Annotated in this window: 21 protein-coding genes; all 21 read right to left on the bottom strand. The window is 38.3% G+C overall.

Going from position 1 to position 20,952, the window contains the following annotated elements:
* Positions 1-167 precede the first annotated feature (167 nt).
* Entirely contained in the window at positions 168-2,270 is a 2,103-nt protein-coding gene (locus AB1I62_RS06910; protein WP_002357707.1) for a heavy metal translocating P-type ATPase, read from the bottom strand.
* 121 nt (positions 2,271-2,391) lie between these two features.
* On the bottom strand, positions 2,392-3,396 hold the full coding sequence (locus tag AB1I62_RS06905; protein ID WP_010825216.1) for an ATP-binding cassette domain-containing protein: 1,005 nt from the start codon (positions 3,394-3,396) through the stop codon (positions 2,392-2,394).
* Positions 3,393-4,064 carry a molybdate ABC transporter permease subunit gene (gene modB, locus AB1I62_RS06900; protein WP_002357709.1) on the bottom strand — a complete coding sequence of 224 codons (672 nt, stop codon included), beginning with the start codon at positions 4,062-4,064 and terminating at the stop codon, positions 3,393-3,395. The genes AB1I62_RS06905 and modB overlap by 4 nt, the downstream gene beginning before the upstream one ends.
* Positions 4,065-4,072: 8 nt before the next feature.
* The gene (gene modA / locus AB1I62_RS06895) at positions 4,073-4,873 is read right to left on the bottom strand and encodes a molybdate ABC transporter substrate-binding protein (protein WP_002357711.1); all 801 of its coding nucleotides are present in this window, start codon (positions 4,871-4,873) and stop codon (positions 4,073-4,075) included.
* Positions 4,874-4,891: 18 nt separating this feature from the next.
* Positions 4,892-5,863 carry a molybdopterin-binding protein gene (locus AB1I62_RS06890; RefSeq protein ID WP_142956372.1) on the bottom strand — a complete coding sequence of 324 codons (972 nt, stop codon included), beginning with the start codon at positions 5,861-5,863 and terminating at the stop codon, positions 4,892-4,894.
* Positions 5,864-5,866: 3 nt separating this feature from the next.
* The gene (locus tag AB1I62_RS06885) at positions 5,867-6,349 is read right to left on the bottom strand and encodes a MogA/MoaB family molybdenum cofactor biosynthesis protein (RefSeq protein WP_002361756.1); all 483 of its coding nucleotides are present in this window, start codon (positions 6,347-6,349) and stop codon (positions 5,867-5,869) included.
* The gene (locus AB1I62_RS06880; protein WP_367019138.1) at positions 6,342-6,776 is read right to left on the bottom strand and encodes an MOSC domain-containing protein; all 435 of its coding nucleotides are present in this window, start codon (positions 6,774-6,776) and stop codon (positions 6,342-6,344) included. The genes AB1I62_RS06885 and AB1I62_RS06880 overlap by 8 nt, the downstream gene beginning before the upstream one ends.
* Before the next feature lie 2 nt (positions 6,777-6,778).
* Positions 6,779-7,753, bottom strand: coding sequence for a GTP 3',8-cyclase MoaA (moaA, locus tag AB1I62_RS06875; RefSeq protein ID WP_367019137.1), 975 nt, complete (start codon positions 7,751-7,753; stop codon positions 6,779-6,781).
* Complete coding sequence (gene moaC, locus AB1I62_RS06870) at positions 7,750-8,259, bottom strand: cyclic pyranopterin monophosphate synthase MoaC (protein ID WP_104859316.1); 510 nt, start codon at positions 8,257-8,259, stop codon at positions 7,750-7,752. The genes moaA and moaC overlap by 4 nt, the downstream gene beginning before the upstream one ends.
* A 262-nt stretch (positions 8,260-8,521) precedes the next feature.
* Positions 8,522-9,724: a molybdopterin molybdotransferase MoeA gene (locus AB1I62_RS06865; RefSeq protein WP_104859317.1), complete on the bottom strand. Its 1,203-nt coding sequence runs from the start codon at positions 9,722-9,724 to the stop codon at positions 8,522-8,524.
* Between the two features lie 17 nt (positions 9,725-9,741).
* Positions 9,742-12,462 carry a formate dehydrogenase subunit alpha gene (gene fdhF / locus AB1I62_RS06860; protein WP_104859318.1) on the bottom strand — a complete coding sequence of 907 codons (2,721 nt, stop codon included), beginning with the start codon at positions 12,460-12,462 and terminating at the stop codon, positions 9,742-9,744.
* 2 nt (positions 12,463-12,464) lie between these two features.
* Positions 12,465-13,763 (bottom strand): NADH-ubiquinone oxidoreductase-F iron-sulfur binding region domain-containing protein, encoded by a 1,299-nt coding sequence (locus AB1I62_RS06855; RefSeq protein ID WP_202250933.1) that lies wholly within the window; start codon positions 13,761-13,763, stop codon positions 12,465-12,467.
* 11 nt (positions 13,764-13,774) lie between these two features.
* The gene (locus AB1I62_RS06850; protein WP_002357722.1) at positions 13,775-14,263 is read right to left on the bottom strand and encodes an NAD(P)H-dependent oxidoreductase subunit E; all 489 of its coding nucleotides are present in this window, start codon (positions 14,261-14,263) and stop codon (positions 13,775-13,777) included.
* A complete protein-coding gene (locus AB1I62_RS06845) occupies positions 14,251-14,832 on the bottom strand; it encodes a hypothetical protein (protein WP_104859319.1) in 582 nt (193 codons plus the stop codon). The genes AB1I62_RS06850 and AB1I62_RS06845 overlap by 13 nt, the downstream gene beginning before the upstream one ends.
* Entirely contained in the window at positions 14,822-15,646 is an 825-nt protein-coding gene (locus AB1I62_RS06840) for a formate/nitrite transporter family protein (RefSeq protein WP_104859320.1), read from the bottom strand. Before AB1I62_RS06840 ends, AB1I62_RS06845 begins: the two co-directional genes overlap by 11 nt.
* A 15-nt stretch (positions 15,647-15,661) precedes the next feature.
* A complete protein-coding gene (locus tag AB1I62_RS06835; protein WP_002361748.1) occupies positions 15,662-16,237 on the bottom strand; it encodes a molybdenum cofactor guanylyltransferase in 576 nt (191 codons plus the stop codon).
* A gap of 140 nt (positions 16,238-16,377) precedes the next feature.
* The gene (locus AB1I62_RS06830) at positions 16,378-17,406 is read right to left on the bottom strand and encodes a lysylphosphatidylglycerol synthase domain-containing protein (protein ID WP_002360426.1); all 1,029 of its coding nucleotides are present in this window, start codon (positions 17,404-17,406) and stop codon (positions 16,378-16,380) included.
* Positions 17,407-17,425: 19 nt separating this feature from the next.
* Positions 17,426-17,692, bottom strand: coding sequence for a DUF1294 domain-containing protein (locus tag AB1I62_RS06825; protein WP_002360427.1), 267 nt, complete (start codon positions 17,690-17,692; stop codon positions 17,426-17,428).
* Between the two features lie 145 nt (positions 17,693-17,837).
* Positions 17,838-19,067, bottom strand: coding sequence for a peptidase T (gene pepT / locus AB1I62_RS06820; RefSeq protein WP_002360428.1), 1,230 nt, complete (start codon positions 19,065-19,067; stop codon positions 17,838-17,840).
* 29 nt (positions 19,068-19,096) lie between these two features.
* Positions 19,097-20,215: a Nif3-like dinuclear metal center hexameric protein gene (locus AB1I62_RS06815; RefSeq protein ID WP_002413840.1), complete on the bottom strand. Its 1,119-nt coding sequence runs from the start codon at positions 20,213-20,215 to the stop codon at positions 19,097-19,099.
* Positions 20,199-20,915: a tRNA (adenine(22)-N(1))-methyltransferase TrmK gene (locus AB1I62_RS06810; protein ID WP_104859322.1), complete on the bottom strand. Its 717-nt coding sequence runs from the start codon at positions 20,913-20,915 to the stop codon at positions 20,199-20,201. The genes AB1I62_RS06815 and AB1I62_RS06810 overlap by 17 nt, the downstream gene beginning before the upstream one ends.
* Positions 20,916-20,952: the final 37 nt, after the last annotated feature.

The following is a 20,952-nucleotide window of genomic DNA, read 5'->3' as shown; positions in this document are numbered from 1 at the left end:
AAAGCGAAAAATTTAAAGATTTCTTTACAAGAACTCTGGCAATTTAAGAACGAATAGAAATTGTGTAGGAGAAAAAGCGTGAAACAAAAAGTCAAAGTGATTTTTGTCCCACGCTCAAACTCTGATAATCAGCTAAAAATGTTTGTTTCAGCTGTACTTTTTAAGGCTTAGTTATTATCTTTCATCTTTTCTACACGTAAACAACGCATAGCATTTAAAACAGCGATAATAGTTACACCAACATCAGCAAACACTGCTGCTTGCATTGAAGCCAAGCCTAATGCACCTAGTACCAAGACAATGATTTTAACAGCAATCGCAAAGATAATGTTTTGTTTAACAATTCTCAATGTTTTTCTTGATAATTTAATCGCAGAGGCGATACGACTTGGTTCATCATTCATAATCACCACATCAGCAGCTTCAATTGCCGCGTCACTTCCTAAACCACCCATGGCAATCCCAACATCAGCCCGAGCTAAAACAGGTGCATCATTCATGCCGTCACCAACAAAGGCAACTTTGTTTTTAGGTGAAGATGCTTTTAACAACTCTTCTAAACGATCCACTTTGCCATCTGGTAAAAGTTCTGCATAAACTTTGTCAACACCAACTTCTTTTGCAATAGCTTCTGCAACCTGTTGATTGTCTCCAGTCAGCATAACAGTTTGTTTGACCCCTTCAGCTTTTAATTCTTTTATTGCTGAAATGGCGTCTGGTTTCAATTGATCCGCAATCACTAAGTAGCCTGCAAATTGATTATCAATAGCGACAAAAATTAAAGTTCCCGCTTCCTTCACTTCTGGTGCTTCGATACCAAATTGTTTCATTAACTTCGCATTACCGACTAAAACTGTTTTACCTTCAATTGTGGCTTTGATACCGTGTCCGGCAACCTCTTCAATTGCTGTTGCTGGAACAGTTTCTTTGCCATAGCTTTCTTTAATAGAAATAGCAATAGGATGAGTGGATAATTGTTCTGCTGTTGCTGTTAAACGCAACAACTCTTCTTCAGGTAAAACAACACTAGTTATGTTTTGAACCACAAAATTTCCTTTTGTTAGCGTACCAGTTTTATCAAAAACAATCGTTTCCGTATTCGCTAAAATTTCTAAATAGTTGCTCCCTTTAATTAAAACACCTAGTTTGCTGGCTCCGCCAATTCCACCGAAGAAACTTAAAGGAACAGAAATGACTAAGGCACATGGACAAGAAATAACCAAGAACGTTAATGCCCGATAAACCCATTCATTAATAGAAGTATCAGGGAAAATAAATGGTGGAATCACTGCCAATAAGACAGCTAAAACAACGACAACTGGTGTATAGTAACGAGCAAATTTAGAAATAAAGTTTTCTGCAGGGGCTTTTTTACTGCTAGCATTTTCAACTAAATCTAAAATTTTGCTAACTGTTGAATCCCCAAATTTTTTCGTAACATTAATGGTCAAGGCCCCATTTTTATTGATAAAACCACCTAAGATTTCATCGCCGACTTTGACCGTTCTTGGAACGGATTCACCAGTCAACGCAGAGGTATCTACCATACTTGAGCCATCAATAATTTGACCATCTAATGGAACTTTTTCACCTGGTTTCACTAATATTTGTTGTCCAATTTCAATTGTATCTGGAGCGACCGCTTTTATTTGTCCATTTACTAAAAGATTTGCTGAATCTGGACGAATATCCATTAATTTGGCAATTGATTTTCTGGATTGATCAACCGCAGCACTTTGGAACCATTCGCCGACCTGGTAGAACAACATTACTGCCACAGCTTCGGGATATTCCCCAATAAAGAATGCCCCGATCGTTGCCACAGACATTAAGAAATTTTCATCAAACACTTCCCCACGAAAAATATTCGTTACCGCTCGTTTGACAATGTCGCCACCAATTAAGACATAAACGACTAAATAAGACGCCAAAGCAACCCAATTATTACTTGGCTTAATGATAATAAGTGCTAAAAATAAAACAAATGCAATAATGATACGAATTAAGCGATTCTTATTTGGATTACGTCCCTCTTCTTCTTTGACATCTTTTAAAGAAATAACTTTGACATCTGGTTCTAACTTACCAATCACTGCACGCGCTTCATTTTCGACTTCTAAATCATGTCCTGATTCAACTTCCAGTGTCATCTTTTCAGCCATGAAGTCCACACGCGCTTTTTCTACTCCGTGAATTTTTTGGACAGATTTTTCAATTTTATCTGCACAACTTGCACAATCAAGTCCTTCTAGTTTATAACTCTTTTGCATTTAAACACCTTCACTCCCTATATAATAGCGATTATTCCGTTTACATGAATAACCTTTCATGAATCTATTATAAATGAAGATGCAATCATATGTCAACCGCTTCACGTAATCTTTTTCTATTTTATAGACATAATGGCATAATTGCTGTAGGTGGAATGGATAACTGAGTAATAACTTTCGGATTGAGTCTATTGCTGCCTTTCCACCAAATTTTGGTTTGTTGGTGTTGAAACCAAGCACTTTGTTCAAAAGGTGCTGACAATGTTTGTAAGTGATGCACTTCGATTTGATTGGTTGCCTGCGGTTCTGTTGTGAAATCATGGGCCCGAATACCTATAGAATGACAAGAAATAGGAACTTCTTGTGTAACCATTAGTGTTTGTTGCCAACCAATCACTTGGACTCTGTGCGTATCTATGCGTTTGACAGGCCAAATATTTTTACAACCAGTGAGTTTAGCTGCTTCAATCGTTTGAGGTTGGTTAAATAATTGATTTGTTGCACCAAAAAGTGTTTGGTTTTTTGTGATTATCACTAAACTCTGACATAACTTATACAGTTCATCTAAACTATGACTCACAATTAAGGCATGTTGATTTAAATTACTTAATCGCTGTTGAAGTTCAATTTGCAGCTCTTCCTTTAAGGGTGCATCTAATGCGGAAAATGGCTCATCCAATAACAGGTAAGCCGGCTGAGCCGCTAGCATTCGCGCAAAAGCCACTCGTTGTCTTTGTCCTCCAGAAAGTTGACTAGGATATTGTTGTTGGACTTTAGTTAAGTGAAAAGACGCAAGCAATTGAGTGACCAATTGTAAATCTTTTGTCACGCACGTCAGATTTTCTACTACCGACAAATGAGGGAACAACGCATACTGCTGAAACAAAAGACCAATTTTTCGTTGTTGCGGCGACAAATTGATCTTTTGTTCAGCATCGAATAAGACTTGATCATTTAAAACAATCTGACCTTTATCCGCAGTCTCAACACCCGCAATACATTTTAATAACATACTCTTGCCGCAACCAGAAGCACCTAAAATTCCTGTTGTTTGCGTCTTTGTTTCAAACTGAATTTGCAAAGTATGACTTTTCAATTCTTTTTGAATATCAACAATTAATCTCATTCCGATCTTCTCCAAGCGCGCTGACTAAAAAATTCCGTAAAAAATAAAATAATCAGGCAAAGTAATAACATAATCACAACATATTGATTGGCTAAGCGCCAATCCCCACTTGCTACAGCAGAGTAGATAGCTAAAGGAAGCGTTCTTGTTTTGCCAGCAATATTCCCTGCTAACATTGTCGTCGCTCCAAATTCGCCTAGCCCGCGGGCAAAGGCTAACACGCCACCGGCCAAGAGACCGTTCATCGACAAAGGTAACGCAATTTTTCTAAAATATCGACTTTCCGAAAACCCGAGTGTCTGGGCTACCGCCAACAATTCACTATCCATTTGTTCAAACGCCGTTAAGGCTGAACGATACATTAAAGGAAATGAAACAGCAACGGCAGCAATAACCGTAGCTGGCCATGAAAAAACAACTTGAATGGCAAAAAAATCAAGTAAAAACTGGCCCACTGGTTGCTGAACACCAAAAATAGTTAAGAGAAAAAAACCAAAAACAGTCGGCGGTAAAACTAATGGCAACGTAAATAAACTATTCAAAAGAATTTTTAATTTACGATTTTTCAAACGAAAAACAATATACGCAACGCCTGTTCCTAAAACAAAAGTAAATAAAATGGCGATTATTGCTGTCTGAAAAGATAAAAGAATTGGTCGAACATCCATTTTCCCACCTACTTTGTTAACTTAAAGCCAATATTTTCAAAATATTTTCTGCATTGTTGACTCTGTAAAAAATTTAAAAAAGCATCTGCTGATTTTTGTTTCTTAGAGGCGGCAACTTTACCAACTGGATAGATAATTGGCTTTTTCAAAGCAGCTTCAGGCATGGCCGCAACAATCGCTACTTTTGAATTGGTTGCTGCATCTGTCGCATAAACTAAGCCAGCTTCTGCACTTGCATTCGCTACCCATTCAAGGACTTCTGTTACATTCGTGCCAAAGCTTGCGTGTTTTTCTACATAAGACCAAGCGCCTAAAGCTTTTAAGCCTTCTTCGGCATATTGACCAGCTGGAACACTCGCAGGATCACCAATTGCTATCATTTGGGCTTTTTTTAAATCAGAAAAATCATGCCACTTTGCTTGATCTTGGTTAGGCACAATAAGAACAAGCTGGTTTTCCAATAAAGGAACGACACTTTTTTTATTAATTAGTTTTTCTGCAACCAATGCATTCATTTGTTTTGTCGAAGCTGAGAAAAATACATCGGCTTTTAGGCCTTTTTCAATTTGCATCTGTAATTTTCCAGAACTATCATAGGTTCCAGTTACCTGAATATCTGGATGCTCTTTTTCAAAGGCTGGAATAATTTTCTTCTCCATGACTGATTCTAAGCTAGCTGCTGCCGCAAGGGTTATTTCTTCTTTTTTTGTTGAAACTGTTTCTTTTTGCGGCTGATTTGTACATGCAGCAATTAGGGCAACTAAACTGAATAAACTAAGCAAGAACACAGTCTTTTTTTGTTTAGACATTTGAACGCCTCTTTTCTTTTATAAATACCCGCCATAACTCAAGTCAATAATTTCAGATTTTTTAATCACTTCTTTGGCCATTAATCTTGGTAACAACAAATCAAAAACAGTTTTTTCTGAAAATAAAACACCACCTGGTAAGCCAATGATCGTTTGCTCTCCTTTATAAGCTAGCAAAAACATTGAGCCTGGTAAGACTGGTGTCCCATGGGTTACGATTTCAGCACCTGTCTGCTTAATTGCTAACGGTGTCAAATCATCAGGATCTACACTCATACCACCTGTACAAACAATCAGATCAAGCCCTTGTGCTAACATCTTTTTGATCGCAACAGTAATTTTTTGCGGCTGATCATCGACAATTTCTTGCTTGACAATCGTAACTAAAGGATACGCGGAGAACTTGGCTTTTAACACAGGGTAAAAAGCATCCTCAACCAATCCTGTGTAAACTTCACTGCCAGTAGTTACAATCCCGACCCGTATTTTTTTGAAAGGTTTCACAGAGATTAGTGGCTCAGACGTGCTGAACTGGCGTGCCTTTTCTAATTGGCTTTTAGAAATTGTTAGTGGAATCACTCGAAAGGCTGCAACTTTTTCATCTTTCTGAACTTCTATATTGGTAACTTTAGTTGACAAGGCGAGACCTTCAATTTCATTTAAAGCAATTAATTTTTCTCGATTGACTTTTAAAAGACCTCTCGTGCTAGCTTTAGCAACAATTTTTCCTTCATGGACTTCACTCGGCTGACATGAGTCATCTGTTAACAGGTTATACAAAAATGTCGCTGCCTCTTCTTCATGTATTTCTGCTGGATCCAAGGCAACAAACAGATGTTTTTTCCCTAATGATAAAAGAATTGGAATATCTTCTTGAACAACTATATGTCCTTTTTTAAAACACACTTCCTTGGTCTTTCCATAGTCAATTCGCGTAATATCATGACTCAATGGAAGGCCAACTGCCTCTTCTGTTCGAATTGTTTTCATGGTTTATTCCTCATCATGTATGATTTTTTTATTTGTGATTAAATCCAAAGCGTGGGGCAAAACAGGCAACAAAAAATGCAAATGTTCTGTTACACTTTTCGGGCTACCAGGCAAATTAACAATGAGCGTGCGTCCTCTTTGAACAGAAACGCCTCGACTTAACATAGCAAATGGTGTTTTTTCCAAGCTAAGTTGACGCAAGCCCTCACTGATCCCAGGAATGATTCGCTCTGCTACACGTAAGGTAGCTTCTGGGGTCCGATCCCGTTCACTCAACCCTGTGCCGCCTGTCGTTAAAATCAAATCACAGGTCTTAGACCACTCTTGCAATAGCTCTACTAATTGATTTTCTTCATCTGGTAAAATGGTTTGTTTGGTTACCTGGTAGAGCGCAGGTAACTGTTCACGAATCAAGGGACCCGATTGGTCGACAGCAAGCCCTTGAAAGCAACGATCACTTAACGTTACAATGCCCACTTTAAACAACGTCAAACTGGTCTCCTTTTTTAATATGACCTTCTGTCACAACGACTGCAAAGATTCCTTCTCTAGGCATGATGCAATCGCCCACTCGCGCGTAAATCTGACAGTGTTTATGGCACTCTTTCCCAATTTGAGTAACCACCAATTCGGAATCGCCTATTTTCATTTTCGTTCCAACAGGTAATTGACGTAAATCAATCCCTGAGACGATTATGTTTTCCCCAAAAGCACCATTGCCAACCCGAGCTCCTTTTTCATTGAAAGCCGTTATTTCTTCAAAAGATAACAAACTGACTTGTCGATGCCAATTCCCGCCGTGCGCATCATTTTCTAATCCGAAACCTTTAATTAAGTTGACTTCAGGAATTTCCTTTTTCTGTGTGCCTCTTCGCGGGCTAATATTTATTGCAATAATTTCTCCTGTTTTCATACTTACCCTCCTATTTGTGACATAAATCGTTGTTCTCCTTGTTGTTCCAAGAAAAGATGTTTTTCAGGCTTACAGGCAATGCCACTCTTGATAATCCCTAACAATTCTGCTGTTTGTTCCATAGCTAAAGCTTCCTTTAACGAGTAGCCGTCTGCAGAATGCAGGCACGTTTTTAAATGACCGTCTGCAGTAATTCGAATCCGATTGCACGTCTCGCAAAAACAATGCCCTAATGCACTAATAAAACCTATTTTTCCTTTAAAATCTTTTAAGGCGTAATAACTAGCAGGGCCATTGCCCAATGGTTTTTGGTATGGTTGTAACGTTCCATAATGTTGGGTTAAAATGTCTTCTACTTCTTCTTGTTGCTTACCTGGATGCTCCTTCCCTAATCCAATTGGCATCATTTCAATGAAACGAAGATGCACAGTCTCTTTCTTAGCGATTTCAGCCAGTTCTACAATTGTTGCTTCACTTAGCTCTTTCCTAGCTACAGTATTAATTTTGATATTAGGTAATCCCACATCAATCGCTTGTTCTAAGCCCGCCAGAACATTCCTTAACTGACCAACTCTTGTTATTTCACGAAATTCTTCTGGATCCAAAGTGTCTAAGCTAATATTAATGCCGTCCAAGCCCGCCTCTTTTAATCCTTGAGCCTCATGAGCTAACTTCATGCCATTAGTCGTTAGGGTTACTTTTTCGATGCTTGAGATTTGCTTTATCCTTTTAATTAAAGATAGTAAATTTGGTCTAACAAGCGGTTCACCACCTGTTAATTTAACTTTTTTGATGCCTTCTTTCGCTAATATCCTCAGTAAAAAAATAATCTCATCATCTGTTAGAAGCTGTTCTTTTTTTAAAAAGCAAAGACCTGTTGCTGGCATGCAATACGTGCAACGTAAGTCACAACGATCTGTTAAAGACAAACGAACATAATCAATTTCACGGTTAAATGCATCTTTCATGCTGTTCACTCATCACTTTCCTTTGATTTAATTGAAGAACGAATGAAATGACCACTACGTCCACCATTTTTCTCTAATAAACCAATGTTTGTCATTGTCATTCCTCGATCAATTGCTTTACACATGTCATAAATTGTCAAGAGTGCTGCCTGCACACCTGTTAGCGCTTCCATTTCAACGCCAGTTGAACCCACTGTTTTTGTAAAGCAACGTACTTCTAAACAAGTTTGATTGCGCCAATCAAACTGAATTTCACACTTTGTTAAAGCAACTAAATGACACAAAGGAATCCATTCAAACGTTCGCTTTGCGGCGGTAATCCCAGCGAATCTTGCTACCTGTAATACTTCACCTTTTTTAATCATTTGGGTCTGGATCGCTTCTGCTGTCACTTCCAACATGTGAATTTCTCCATAAGCGAGGGCTGTTCTTTCAGTGTCATTTTTTTCCGAAATATCAACCATATGCACTTCTCCTTGTGTATTCAAGTGCGTAAATTCCTTACTTTGAACCATTTCTCCACCTCACATTTGACATTTGTTAACGTTTACACAATACTTCTTTTTCAAGTGTATCACTCTTGCATCAAAAAAACAATCTGGCATCCATAATTTTTTTTAGCGAGAAATCGAAGTTAAAAAAGTTAAGCGACAAAAATTACGTGCTTTGCTTAGCCTGACCAGACTTTTGTCTTAGTCTTAAAACTTGATAAGCAATAAGCCACCAGTCGACTCGACTGATGGCTTACTTTCATACTAATCTTAGGTCAGGTTGTCATCAAGTTTGCCAATAATAGACTTTTACAAGCGCGCCTTTTTTGAGTAGTACACCAGCTGGTTGTTCTAGCAGACAATTTGTTTCTAAAGTATTTGATAAATTGGATGAAAGATGACTTTTTGTCACTAAATTTACTGTGCCATCTATTTCTTTCGCTCGGTAAAATCGACGTAGTCTACTTGGTGCTAATTCATGCGCTAAAATTACTGTTCGTTCCTTGAGATTTAACTCGACACAATTAAAAAAAGTAGCTAATAATGTCCAGTAAAAAAGATGTAAATTAACCATTGCCGCAAACGGATTGCCTGAAACGCTTAAAATGAGTGTTTCTTGAAATTTACTTCCCATAACTGGGGTTCCAGGTTTCATATTTACAAAATGAAACAACTCTGTTCCTCCGATACGTTTAATTGCTAAAGGTAAATTGTCCTTTTCACCTACCGAAACACCACCACAAGTAATTAATACATCAAGTTTTGGTGAAATCTCAATCAGCCTATTCGCTAATTCTTCAGGGTCATCTGAACAATGGTCTAGGTGAATTACTTCATTACCACTCGCTTTGACAAAAGCTGCTAACATGTAGAGATTACTATTATAAATTTTCCCAACTGACAGTGGTTCTTCCAAAGAAACTAACTCACTACCGGTCGCTAAAATCCCCACCTTCATGCGCTTCAAAACAACAACTTTATCAATCCCTTGCATTGCCAACAAACCAATCATACGACTATTAATCTGTTGATGTTTTGCTAAAATTTTTTGCTGAAAAGCAATATCTTCTCCAATTTCCGCATAGTTTTGGCCCGCTGTGACAGAGCGAAAAATTTTAACATGGTCTTGCCCAAAATCCGTCCATTCTTGTGGCACTACAGCATCAAAATCGGTTGGAATAAAAGCACCTGTTGTTATTTTAATCGCACAGTTATTCGTCTGATTACAATAAAACATGGAATCCCCTGCCACTAAAGAACCGACGACTTTTAAACAACTTGGGCTTTCAGCAGTCGCACCTCGTGTTTCTACTGCACGAACGGCATACCCATCCATCCCGGCACGAGGAAAATGAGGAATCGCTGTCTCTGCAAAAATGGTTTCTCCGCTAATCCGTCCCAAGGAATCAAGCAGCGCCACTTCTTCTGTTTCACATTGACTCTTCATATGTTGGGTCATTTTCTCTCGTGCTTCTTCCAACTCGATCATGTTTTAACCATCCTTTTTTATTTATTCACTGGTTTAATCGCAACGGCACAAACTTTATATTCAGGAATTGTGGCGATATCATCAAATACAGCATTGGTGATTTCGTTAACATTCCCATCTGGAAAGTGGAATGTCATAAAGACTTCTTGCGGAAATACTCGATTTCCGACAGCCGCATAGGTTTCGATTTTGCCACGTCGAGAATGAACTTCAACTTTGTCACCTTCTTGGATTCCCAGAGCTTGTGCATCGACTGCATTTATCTCAATATAAGAGTGATTCGCTATTTGGTTAATCCCTTCCGTTCGCCCTGTCATTGCTCGGGTATTGTAATGGTAAAGCATTCGGCCTGTCGACATTAAATACGGGTACTCTTCATCTGGTAATTCTTGTGCTTGCTTATACGGAATTGCTTTAAATAAACCTTTCCCACGAGCAAAACTGCCCACATGCATAATCGGCGTACCTGGATCTGTCAAGCTCCGACAAGGCCATTGTAAGCTCTCCTTCTCTAATCGTTCATAATTAATTCCACCAAACGAAGGCGTCACAGCTGAAATTTCTTCCATAATTTCTTTTGCAGATTCATACGCACAAGGATAGCCCATTCGTGTCATGACTTCACAAAAAATTTCATAGTCTTCTCGCGCTTGTCCTCTTGGTTCAACAGCTTTACGAACTCTTTGCACGCGCCGTTCTGTATTTGTAAATGTCCCGTCTTTTTCTGCATAACTGATGCCTGGTAAAACGACATCTGCATAAGCAGCCGTTTCTGTCATAAATAATTCTTGAACAACTAAAAAGTCTAAACTTTCTAAAGCTTGACGAACATGTCCTGTGTCTGGATCCGTAACAATTGGATCTTCTCCAAAAATATAAAGGCCTTTGACGTTTCCTGCCGCTGCTGCTGGCAAGACTTTAGTAGAAGTTAAACCTGTGTTTCGATTTAACGGCACATGCCAAGCTTTTTCAAATTTGTCGATTACTTCTGGATTATTGACTTTTTGATAGCCTGGGAAATCATAAGGCATACAGCCCATATCGCAAGCACCTTGAACATTATTTTGACCTCGCAAAGGATTGACACCACAGCCTGGTTTTCCAACTTTACCAACCAACATTGCCAAATTAGACATACTCATAACACCCTCAGTTCCTGTCGAATGTTCCGTTACGCCTAAACAATAAATGATTGGTGCTTTCTCTGCTTTTGCATACATGCGTGCTGCTTGAATTAAATCTTCTGGATGAATATGACAAATTTCTGCGACTTTTTCCGGCGTATAATCAGCCACCATTTTTTCTAAATCTGAAAATCCTTCTGTCCGTTCTTCAATAAAGTGGCGATCTGCTAAACCTTCTTTCAAAATCACATGCATCATGCCATTAGCAAATGCGACATTCGTTCCCGCCTGAACTTGTAAATGCAGTGCACTATCCTTCACTAAGTTAATTTTCCGCGGATCAACAACAACAACTTGTGTTCCTCTTTGGACAGCTTGGCGAATTTGCGCACCAATAACTGGATGAGCTTCTTCTGGATTGGAACCTACTAATAAAATCATGTCGACATCTTCAGTGATATCAGCAATAGGATTGGTCATCGCACCAGAGCCTAAGGTTTGGGCTAAACCATGGACCGAAGCCGAATGACAAACACGGGCACAGTTATCAACATTATTGGTACCAAAAGCAGCACGCACCATTTTTTGAAAGACATAATTATCTTCATTTGTTGCTCTAGAGCACGAAAAACCAGCAAGAGCATCCGCGCCGTTTTCTGCTTTAATTTCGTTAAATTTTGACGAAACAAGCGTTAAGGCTTCTTCCCAAGAAGCAGGTTCAAAAATGCCATTCCGTTTAATTAATGGCTCCGTTAAGCGATCTCCTGACCCAACAAATTTATATGAAGCAAATTTTCCTTTCACACAAAGTAAATTTTTATTAGCTGGTCCATCCAGGGGTTCAACACCCACCAAACGATTATTTTTAACGAGTAAATTCATCTGACAGCCTGTCCCACAATGCGGACAAGTTGTAGGAATTTTCTGGGTTTCCCATTTGCGGTACTCTTTCGTATCTTTTGCTGTTAACGCTCCTGTAGGACAGGAAGAGACACAATTGCCACATGATTCACAGATAGATTGATCAAACGCCTGCCCATAACTCGGCATCATTTTTGTTTCAAAGCCACGATCAGCAATACTAAGTACATCTCTTCCCTGCCGCAATTGACAGACACGAGCACAACGACGACACATGATACACTTTTCTGGATCATAAGAGAAAAATGGATTACTGGTATCTTCTTGATGGCAAGGCATTCTTTTTCCCTCGGTAAAGCTAGTGGCATCAATCCCATAATCTAGCGCATACTGTTGTAATTGACAATCCCCGTTTTTTCCACAAGAAAAACATTCTAATTTATGATTACTCAATAATAAATCAAGAATAAAACGTCTGGAATCAGCAACTTTTTCAGAATGTGTTGCCACAACCATGTCCTCTTGACAATGTGCCGTACAAGCAGTTGTTAAGCCACCACGTCGGCCGCCTTCCACCTCAACCACGCACATCCGACAAGAACCATCAGGTGCTAATTCCTTTAAATGACAGAGCGTTGGAATTTCAACACCTAGCGCTTTCGCTGCTTCGAGAATAGTAGTCCCTTTAGGCACAGTTACTTCTTGGTTATCAATAGACAATGTAACTGTTTGCGTATGCAACTTTGTTTTCATTTTTACCAACCTCCTTTGCTGGTGGCATAGATTTCTGTTTCAGCAGTCGTTTCAAATTCTTCTGGAAACAAAGCCAATGCACTCTTCATTGGATTTGCGACGGATTGGCCCAAACCACAAGCTGATAATCGCGTGACATGTGTGAGCATCTTTTCCAATCGTGGCAAATCACTAGCTGTTGCCTCGTTCCGATTGAATTTACTCAATAATTCCAAAATCCTAGTTGTTCCCAATCGACAAGGGGTGCATTTACCACAGGACTCATGAGCAAAAAAGGCTGCCACGTGTACTAAATAGTCCACAACATTGACTGAATCATCCATTACTACAATTGCACCAGAGCCGACAGATAAGTCATGGGCCCATAAATCTTCGTAGGAATACAAACAATCCCTTAACGTTGCGACAGCACCAATTGGACCGGATTGTCCACCGAAGTGAATAAATTTTAATGATCGACCAGTTGCAGAGCCTCCGCCGTATTGCTCGCCATAAATTATTTCTTCTAATGGTGTTCCAAGGTTGACCTCGTATAAGCCCCGATTTTTAATATGTCCAGACAAACAAATTAGCTTTGTGCCGCCACCATCGGCAGTACCCATCTCTAAAAAGGCTTGTCCACCTTCTCGTAAAATTACGGGAACACTTGCAAATGATTCAACATTATTCACTAATGTTGGTTGCAAATATAAACCAACATCTGCTAAGTGTGGTGGTTTGACACGCGGCCGCCCCGTTTTTCCTTCAATTGAATTTAAAAGTGCTGAATTTTCCCCACAAATATAGGCGCCAGCACCAGAAATAATCGTAATATCATAATTGAATCCTTCAATTCCTAAAATGTTTTCCCCTAAAAAGCCAGCTTGTCGTGCATTATCGAGTGCTTCTTGAAATGTTTTTTGGATTCTGCGATATTCTCCTCGCATATAAATATAACCTGCTTTTGCTGAAAATAAATAGCCAGCAATGATCATTCCTTCAATCACACTCAATGGATCTTCAGATAAAAGTACTTTATCCTTAAAGGTCCCTGGTTCGCCTTCATCAGCATTACAAACAATGTACTTTGTGGTTCCTTTTGCATGATAAAGATGGCGCCATTTTTTTCCTAAAGGATAGGCTGCTCCACCGCGACCTCTTAAGTGCGCAATATCCAGTTCGTTTAAAATTTCTTCATCCGATAGTGAAATTGCTCTTTTTAAACCATCAAATCCATCGTATTTACAATATTCAGAAACATCGGTCGCAGATTGCATTTTCCCCATTCTCTCTAATAACATTGGTTGGTTTCTCTTAAGCATTGTCTCACCTCCTACAGTCCTTCATAGCAATCATTTTGTAAATGTTGAATTAATTGATAAATTTTCTCTTCTGTTAGTTGACTAAAAACGGTGTCCTTAATTTTAATTACTGGACCTAAATCACAAGCCCCGATACAAGGAATACTGTGATACATAAATAAGCCATCTGGTGTCGGCTGATTCTCTGGCACTTCTAAAATGGTTTCTAAAACTTCGGCAACCATCGCCCCACCAGTATAATGACACGGTGTGCTGTTACAAATCTTCAAGACATACTTCGCTTGCGGTTCCGTCTTTAAAATGGCATAAAAACTGACGATTTCATAGACTCGCGCTTCCGTTAAATGTAGATGCTCTGCAACTAATTGAGCTGTCTCCTGATCGATATACCCTTCTTCTGAAGCAAATTGTAATTCAATTAAAATATTTAAAATTCGTTGTGGATCAGCATCGTTTTCTAGAATAATCGCTTCTTTTTCAATTAAGCTTAATGCACACATTCCTTTTTATTCCCCCTTTTTAGTGAAACTTGAAGTTGTTCTCCTTGATAATAGATACGCAATTCTTTTGGTATTTCAGCAGATAGTAAACAAAAATCGGCTTTATCTATGACTTTTTTTGCTGATTCTTTTTGGCAATTCTGGTTATTCATCATAAGAAATAGTCCTGGCTGCACAACATTACGTAATGAATTTGATTCACAAATGATTAATGCTTGGGCCGGCACAGCTTTCAGAAATTGCTGAATGGCTTCCGCCAAATTTTCTTGAAAAACTTTCAATAGAAAAACTTTTTGACAGCCTGCAGCTAATAATTTCATGGTATCTTTATTGCCAATCGTCTCTTGCTCTTCTACTAATTCATAACCAGCTGTAATACTGGTACAAATTCCGCATCCTTTTGTGCCTCGTTGACACACCCCTCGTTGACCACTAATCGTAATAATCTTCAAGCCATAAATTGGATAGACTTCTTGGTACTGTTTAATAAGAGCTTCGGCTAATGTCGTTTTGCCACTATTCCGACCAGTAGATCCAATTTGAATCATGTTTGGTACCTCAATTGCCATAGAGCTCCTCCGTCTGAATCGTTTTCTCAACTCTTGGTTTGACAGTTGCTGGTTTTGTCATAAAGATCAATGGTACGGCCATAAAAAGACTGCCCCCTACCGCATTGCCTAAAAATACCCATAGTGTATTTTGCAAATAATCCCACCAACTGATTGTGGTGCTTTGTGAAAAAATTGCCGCTGGAATAATAAATGCATTGGCGACCACGTGTTGAAACCCACAAACAACGAAAACCATGACAGGAAACCACAAGCCAAACATTTTACCTAAATATGATTTTGCCAACGCTCCGAGATAAACCGCTAAACAAACAAAAATATTACAGCCAATCCCTGAAACAAAAGCAACTAGCGGTGGATCAGCAATTTTCGCCTGAGCAACTGCGACTGTTTTATCCAGAAACGCACCTTCAGTTAGCCCAACAATATGGCCAAATAAATACGCCACAAGAAATCCGCCTAGACAATTGGTCAATAAAACAACTAGCCAGTTATAACAAAGAGTGCCCACTCGAACCTTTTTCTGTAATACGCCTAATGTCATTACCATCATATTGCCTGTTGCTAACTCACCACCAACAAAAGTAAGCGCTATCAATCCAACTGGAAATAAAGCTCCACCCAGAAAGTTGTTAAAACTTCCCCATTCTGTGGGGGCGGTTCCAGTGATACGAATAAACGCCAAGTAACCTAGTGCAATACAAAAACCAGCCATGATACCTAAAATACAGAGTCGAACAAACGATAATTTCCCTTTTATTTCTGCCTTATCACCTAAGCTTGCAACTATTTCTTCACTACTGAAAAAATCCATTACGATTCCTCCTTTTTATCGATACCACTGAGACAATTCTTCTTTTCGATTGACATTTTTAAGTTGATTCTCTTTTGATAGTTGCACCGTTTTTACAGATAGATGCTCAAATTCTTGCCGAATCTGATAGTTATTTTGCGCAAGCTGTTTTTGAAATGTTGGTAAACAAGAACATCGATAAAAGCCAAATAATGGTTCTTGACGACCTTCAAAGTCAAAGATTGTTACTTGATTTTGTCCACGCTTAGAAGCTAACTGATACACAAGTTTAGGAGAAAAAGTTGGTATATCACAGGCAATTACAAACACTTCAGCTTTCTGAGTATAGTTCATTGCTGTCACAATCCCACCTAATGGCCCCTTTCCAAGATACATATCTTGAATGATTGTGCATTTTCTAAACGCCTTAGGAAATTTTTGACTATCATTCGTTACTAAAATAACCTCTTCGAACAGTTCCATTAACTTTTCAGCTGTTTGCAAGATCACGTATTGCCCTTGAATTTTCAATAATGCTTTATCAAATCCCATCCGTGAACTTTTCCCGCCGCATAACAGCACTGCTGTACAATCAGCAATAATTTTCGCCACTCCTTTACCATAATTTTTATTAGTTAAAAAAAATATTTTTTAGTCATGTATTAAGTCTATTATAAGACATCCCTCGTACAAGTCAATTCCTTTTAAAAAAAAAGAACGAGAAAAAGAGCGACTCTTTTTCTCGTTCTACCTTATTCATCTGTTTGACGTTTTATTTCTTCAATCTCAATGCGTAATGATTTTCGTTTCTCAATGGCGACATAAACCAATCCAATCAAAAAGGGTAACACAAAGCTACCAAATCGATACAGTAAAACAGATGCTACAGCATCAACATTGCCGACCAATGGTTTAAACAACAATAAGTAAACAAATTCAAATGGACCAATGCCAGCAGGTGTTGGAATAACTCCTGAAAGAATAACAGCAAAACTGGTAAAGGACATCACTAATAATAAATCAATATTCGGGTGATTTTCTACTAAAACAATGTAAGGAATAATGTACCAAAATAATAATTTAAATACATTCCATGAAAAGATTCGAAGCAACGCTGAGCGATCTTGTGTAATTGTTTGGACAGCTGCCCGCAAGGAATAGATTTGTAAATTACAATTATCCACCCAATCTCTTAGTTTTGGTCGTTTAAACCAACGATTGGCAAACTTAACCAATAAAACTTGCAACTTTAAGCTACTAGATAAAATAAGCAATGCTGCAATTATTACTAATGTTAAAATAACACCTGCTAAAATGAATGGAATCATCTTAGGCGCATTTTCATAAAACAGGGAAAATTGAATAATCAAACCAATAATTGCTAAAAAAATCACGGCTGCTTTGTACATAATCATATGTAATGCCGTTATCCCTACACTTTTAGAAACAGGAATTCCCTTTTTCTTATAAAAATAAATTTCTGAAAGCAAGGTTCCCGTGCCAAATGAAATAATCCGATAAAATGCTACATAACAAGAAGTAAAAAAACCATCCACTGTTGTAAAGTCTTTGTTAAAATAACGAGCTATTTCCTTGATTGAGCGCCCTTCTGCAAATTGATAAACTACTCCAAAAAAAATAACAGCAATCAGCACCAGCCAACTCGTTTCCATCAGTTGAGCAAAAATATCACTTAATGAATTATCCATGACATAAAAGATTACGCCTAAAACGATAATCATTAACAACATATTTAAGCCAATTTTTACTTTTCCTTTCATCGCTTCTCCTTTTTTGTTCTTACTTAAACGTTAGATAGATGCAACTAATCATCGCGATTACGCCAATTGAATAACACAATGCAAAAACTGGTTTTTGGGTTTTATGATGAAATTTCTTTTGTCCCATTAGCCCACCTAGACCGCCACCGACAAGTCCTATCGTCAATAAGCGGCGTTCTGGAATACGCCAGTTCCCACGTTTTGCTTGTTTTTTATCATAACCCATCATACTAAACAATACTAAATTAATGACGAGGAAATAAATGATTACTATCCACTGAAGCATTCTTTCTGGCCTCCTAACTAGTTACTGTACTAGGATACCTTGTTCTGATTCTAATTGCAAAAAATTTTTCAATGACTCATGAAACTACAACAGGAAAGTAAGTTCTCGGTTGCCCGTTTTCTTACTTTCCTATTGAGTGCCTCATTTATTTTGCATTTAATTCAGCAATTTTAATAATCACATTGGTCGCTTTTTCCATGGCTTGTAATGAAACAAATTCAAAACGGCCATGCATATTTTCGCCACCAGCAAAGATATTTGGTGTTGGAATCCCTAAATAAGAAATTTTTGAGCCATCCGTTCCACCGCGAACAGGTTCAATAATTGGTTGAATTGACAATTCTTCCATTGCTTGTTTAGCAATTTCGACAATGGACATATCTTTTTCAATCACTTCTCGCATATTATAGTATTGATCAAATAAATCAACTTTGATTCGTTCTTCATCAAATGGTGCATTCAATGTTTGCTGAATTTCTTTAATTTTAGCTTTACGTGCTTCAAAAATCTCGCGATTGTGATCGCGAATAATATACGTCATTGTAGCTTCTTCTGGCGTTCCAGCAAACGCTGCTAAATGATAAAAGCCTTCTTCACCTGCTGTTTTTTCTGGAACTTCGTCAGCAGGTAAGGCATTATGGAAATCAATTCCTAATTGTAACGCATTAATCATTGTATTTTTTGCTGTTCCTGGATGAACGTTTTTCCCTTGAATTGTAATTTCTGCTTGCGCCGCATTAAACGTTTCAAATTGTAATTCACCTACTGGTCCGCCATCCATTGTATAAGCAAAATCCACGTTAAATTGAGCGACATCAAATTTGTCGGCACCTACACCAATTTCTTCGTCGGGACCGAAAGCCACACGAATGGTGCCATGTTTAATTTCTGGGTGATTAATTAAATATTCCATGGCTGTCATTATTTCCGCAATACCTGATTTATCATCAGCTCCTAATAAAGTGGTACCATCGGTTGTAATAAGTGTTTCACCACGATAATTTTTTAAGTTAGGAAAGTCTTTCGTATTTAAAGTGAATTTGCCTTCTTTATCTAAAGGAATCGTTGATTCTCCGTCATAGTTCTCAACAATTTGCGGAGAAACATTCACTGCATTAAAATCAGCGGTATCCATATGGGCAATAAAGCCGATTGAACGAACGTCTTTCTCCACGTTACTAGGTAACGTAGCAATTACAAAACCATTTGTTTCGTTATAAATAACATCGCTCATCCCTAATTCTTCTAATTCTTTTTTTAAGGTTTGTGCAAAGGCTACTTGTGTTTGTGTTGATGGTGTCGTTGTGCTAGTTGCATCTGAGCGTGTTTCTGTTTTCACATAGCGTAAAAAACGAGGTAATAGATTTTCATACATAAAAGAACACTCCTTTAATCTTCATTTTTTTATTTAAAACGAAATGGGTTGGTATTCGCTTCTGATTCAAAAATAGATACAGCCCACTCATTTTCTTGTTTCCATTGATTCATTAATTCCACAAGTTTCGGCTTACAAAGCGCTTCAATGTAATGACCAGGATCGATGACTGGTAAATCTTCAGCAATCATGTCATGTGCCGTATGATAATACACATCACCAGTAATATAGACATCGGCTTGTTTACGTAATGCATCATGATAGAATTTTTCACCACTTCCACCACAAATGGCTACCCGTTGAATCATTTTAGTGTCATCTTTTGCAATGACCCGCAAGCCATCCAATTGGAAAGCTTCCTTGACTTGCTGTACAAAATCAGAAAATCTCACAGGCTTGTCTAATACTCCAACCCGACCTAAACCAAATTCTTTTGATTGATTTTCAATGGTATAAACATCATACGCCGGTTCTTCATAAGGATGCGCCTGTAACATAGCTGCAAGAACTTGTTCTTGCTTAGTTTCAGGGAAAATCACTTCGATTTTTGCTTCTTGGACGACACTTTCTTGACCAATTTCGCCAATCGTGGGATTTGCTCCTTGTGTTGGTGTAAAACGTCCTGTTCCAATTAAAGAGTAACTTGTTTTAGAATAATCACCTTGAGCTCCAGCGCCAGCTAGACCTAAAGCTTCTCTCATTTGCGGAGCTTCATCAATTGGCACAAAAACGGCTAATTTTTTATAAGGAACAGTATGTGTTTTAGTTAAAAAGGTGGTCTGTTTAATTCCCAATAATTCACAAAACCAATCGTTTAACCCATTGTCAATAATATCCATATTAGTATGCGCTGCGTAAACAGCAATATCGTGTTTTAATAAATCAGCGTACATTTTTTCTTGAAAATTATCTGTGGTTAATCGCTTAACTGGGCGGAAAATAGGTGGGTGTTTCGCAATAATCAAATCAACCTGCTTCTCAATTGCTTCTGCAACGACCTCAGGACGAACATCTAAGGTAACCATCACATTTTCAATTGGTTTATCTAACGTACCAATGTGCAAGCCCACAGGATCTCCCGTTTCTGCTAACCATTCGGGACAATAGTCATTGAAGCGTCGAATCAATGTCTTACCGTTCACAGCCATTGGCCAGCACCTCCTCAATTAATTGTTGATCTTGCTGTAGTTTTACTTTTTTTTCAATATGTTCTCCACTTGCTTTTGCTAGTTGTGCAAGAACAGTTTTGCGCTGTTTTAATTCTCGATGCCATTTTTTGGTAAAAACCGGTCCTTGTTTTTTAATTAAAACTGGCCCAAATAGTAATTCTCGGTCCGTATAAGAAACGGATTGCTCTGTTTTTTCGGCTACGATAATTTCATACAACTTACGGTTTTCTTCCACGATTGTTTCATCAATAATACTGTAGTCATTTGCCATTAACCAGCGGCGTAAAGTTGGTTCACCAATATTCGGTTGTAAAACAAGGCGTTCCTTCCCTGTTAAACGATTTTTTTTGCGTCCTACTTCTAAAATATCTCGGATTAATGTGCCGCCCATTCCACAAATACTAATGACGTCTATTTGATCTTCAGGTTCAATTGCATCTAGCCCGTTCGCTAAACGTACGATAATTTTATCCGTCAAATTGGATTTACTGACTTGGGTTTTGGCAGATTGATAAGGGCCTTCTACCACTTCCCCAGCCACAGCAAAAGACAGTTTATTTTCTAACATTAAAGCAACTGGTAAATAAGCATGGTCTGAACCAATGTCTGCTAAGCGACTTCCTCTAGGGATTAAATCACCAACCGTTGCGAGACGTTTTGATAATTGATTTTCATTCATATTTTTGATTCCTCCGTTGCTTATTATACCATTGTCA

Origin of the sequence: Enterococcus sp. AN402 (genome assembly GCF_040719405.1) — a bacterium.
In the GTDB taxonomy this organism is placed as follows: domain Bacteria; phylum Bacillota; class Bacilli; order Lactobacillales; family Enterococcaceae; genus Enterococcus; species Enterococcus faecalis.
Note: the sequence above shows the minus strand (reverse complement) of the source record. Positions and strands in the feature narration are given on the sequence as shown.

Excerpts from the sequence above, each read along its gene's own strand:
- AB1I62_RS06910 (WP_002357707.1), bottom strand. The coding sequence starts at position 2,270 with ATGCAAAAGAGTTATAAACTAGAAGGACTTGATTGTGCAAGTTGTGCA.
- AB1I62_RS06905 (WP_010825216.1), bottom strand. The coding sequence starts at position 3,396 with ATGAGATTAATTGTTGATATTCAAAAAGAATTGAAAAGTCATACTTTG.
- modB (WP_002357709.1), bottom strand. The coding sequence starts at position 4,064 with ATGGATGTTCGACCAATTCTTTTATCTTTTCAGACAGCAATAATCGCC.
- modA (WP_002357711.1), bottom strand. The coding sequence starts at position 4,873 with ATGTCTAAACAAAAAAAGACTGTGTTCTTGCTTAGTTTATTCAGTTTA.
- AB1I62_RS06890 (WP_142956372.1), bottom strand. The coding sequence starts at position 5,863 with ATGAAAACAATTCGAACAGAAGAGGCAGTTGGCCTTCCATTGAGTCAT.
- AB1I62_RS06880 (WP_367019138.1), bottom strand. The coding sequence starts at position 6,776 with ATGAAAACAGGAGAAATTATTGCAATAAATATTAGCCCGCGAAGAGGC.
- moaC (WP_104859316.1), bottom strand. The coding sequence starts at position 8,259 with ATGGTTCAAAGTAAGGAATTTACGCACTTGAATACACAAGGAGAAGTG.
- AB1I62_RS06865 (WP_104859317.1), bottom strand. The coding sequence starts at position 9,724 with ATGATCGAGTTGGAAGAAGCACGAGAGAAAATGACCCAACATATGAAG.
- fdhF (WP_104859318.1), bottom strand. The coding sequence starts at position 12,462 with ATGAAAACAAAGTTGCATACGCAAACAGTTACATTGTCTATTGATAAC.
- AB1I62_RS06855 (WP_202250933.1), bottom strand. The coding sequence starts at position 13,763 with ATGCTTAAGAGAAACCAACCAATGTTATTAGAGAGAATGGGGAAAATG.
- AB1I62_RS06850 (WP_002357722.1), bottom strand. The coding sequence starts at position 14,263 with ATGTGTGCATTAAGCTTAATTGAAAAAGAAGCGATTATTCTAGAAAAC.
- AB1I62_RS06845 (WP_104859319.1), bottom strand. The coding sequence starts at position 14,832 with ATGGCAATTGAGGTACCAAACATGATTCAAATTGGATCTACTGGTCGG.
- AB1I62_RS06840 (WP_104859320.1), bottom strand. The coding sequence starts at position 15,646 with ATGGATTTTTTCAGTAGTGAAGAAATAGTTGCAAGCTTAGGTGATAAG.
- AB1I62_RS06830 (WP_002360426.1), bottom strand. The coding sequence starts at position 17,406 with ATGAAAGGAAAAGTAAAAATTGGCTTAAATATGTTGTTAATGATTATC.
- AB1I62_RS06825 (WP_002360427.1), bottom strand. The coding sequence starts at position 17,692 with ATGCTTCAGTGGATAGTAATCATTTATTTCCTCGTCATTAATTTAGTA.
- pepT (WP_002360428.1), bottom strand. The coding sequence starts at position 19,067 with ATGTATGAAAATCTATTACCTCGTTTTTTACGCTATGTGAAAACAGAA.
- AB1I62_RS06815 (WP_002413840.1), bottom strand. The coding sequence starts at position 20,215 with ATGGCTGTGAACGGTAAGACATTGATTCGACGCTTCAATGACTATTGT.
- AB1I62_RS06810 (WP_104859322.1), bottom strand. The coding sequence starts at position 20,915 with ATGAATGAAAATCAATTATCAAAACGTCTCGCAACGGTTGGTGATTTA.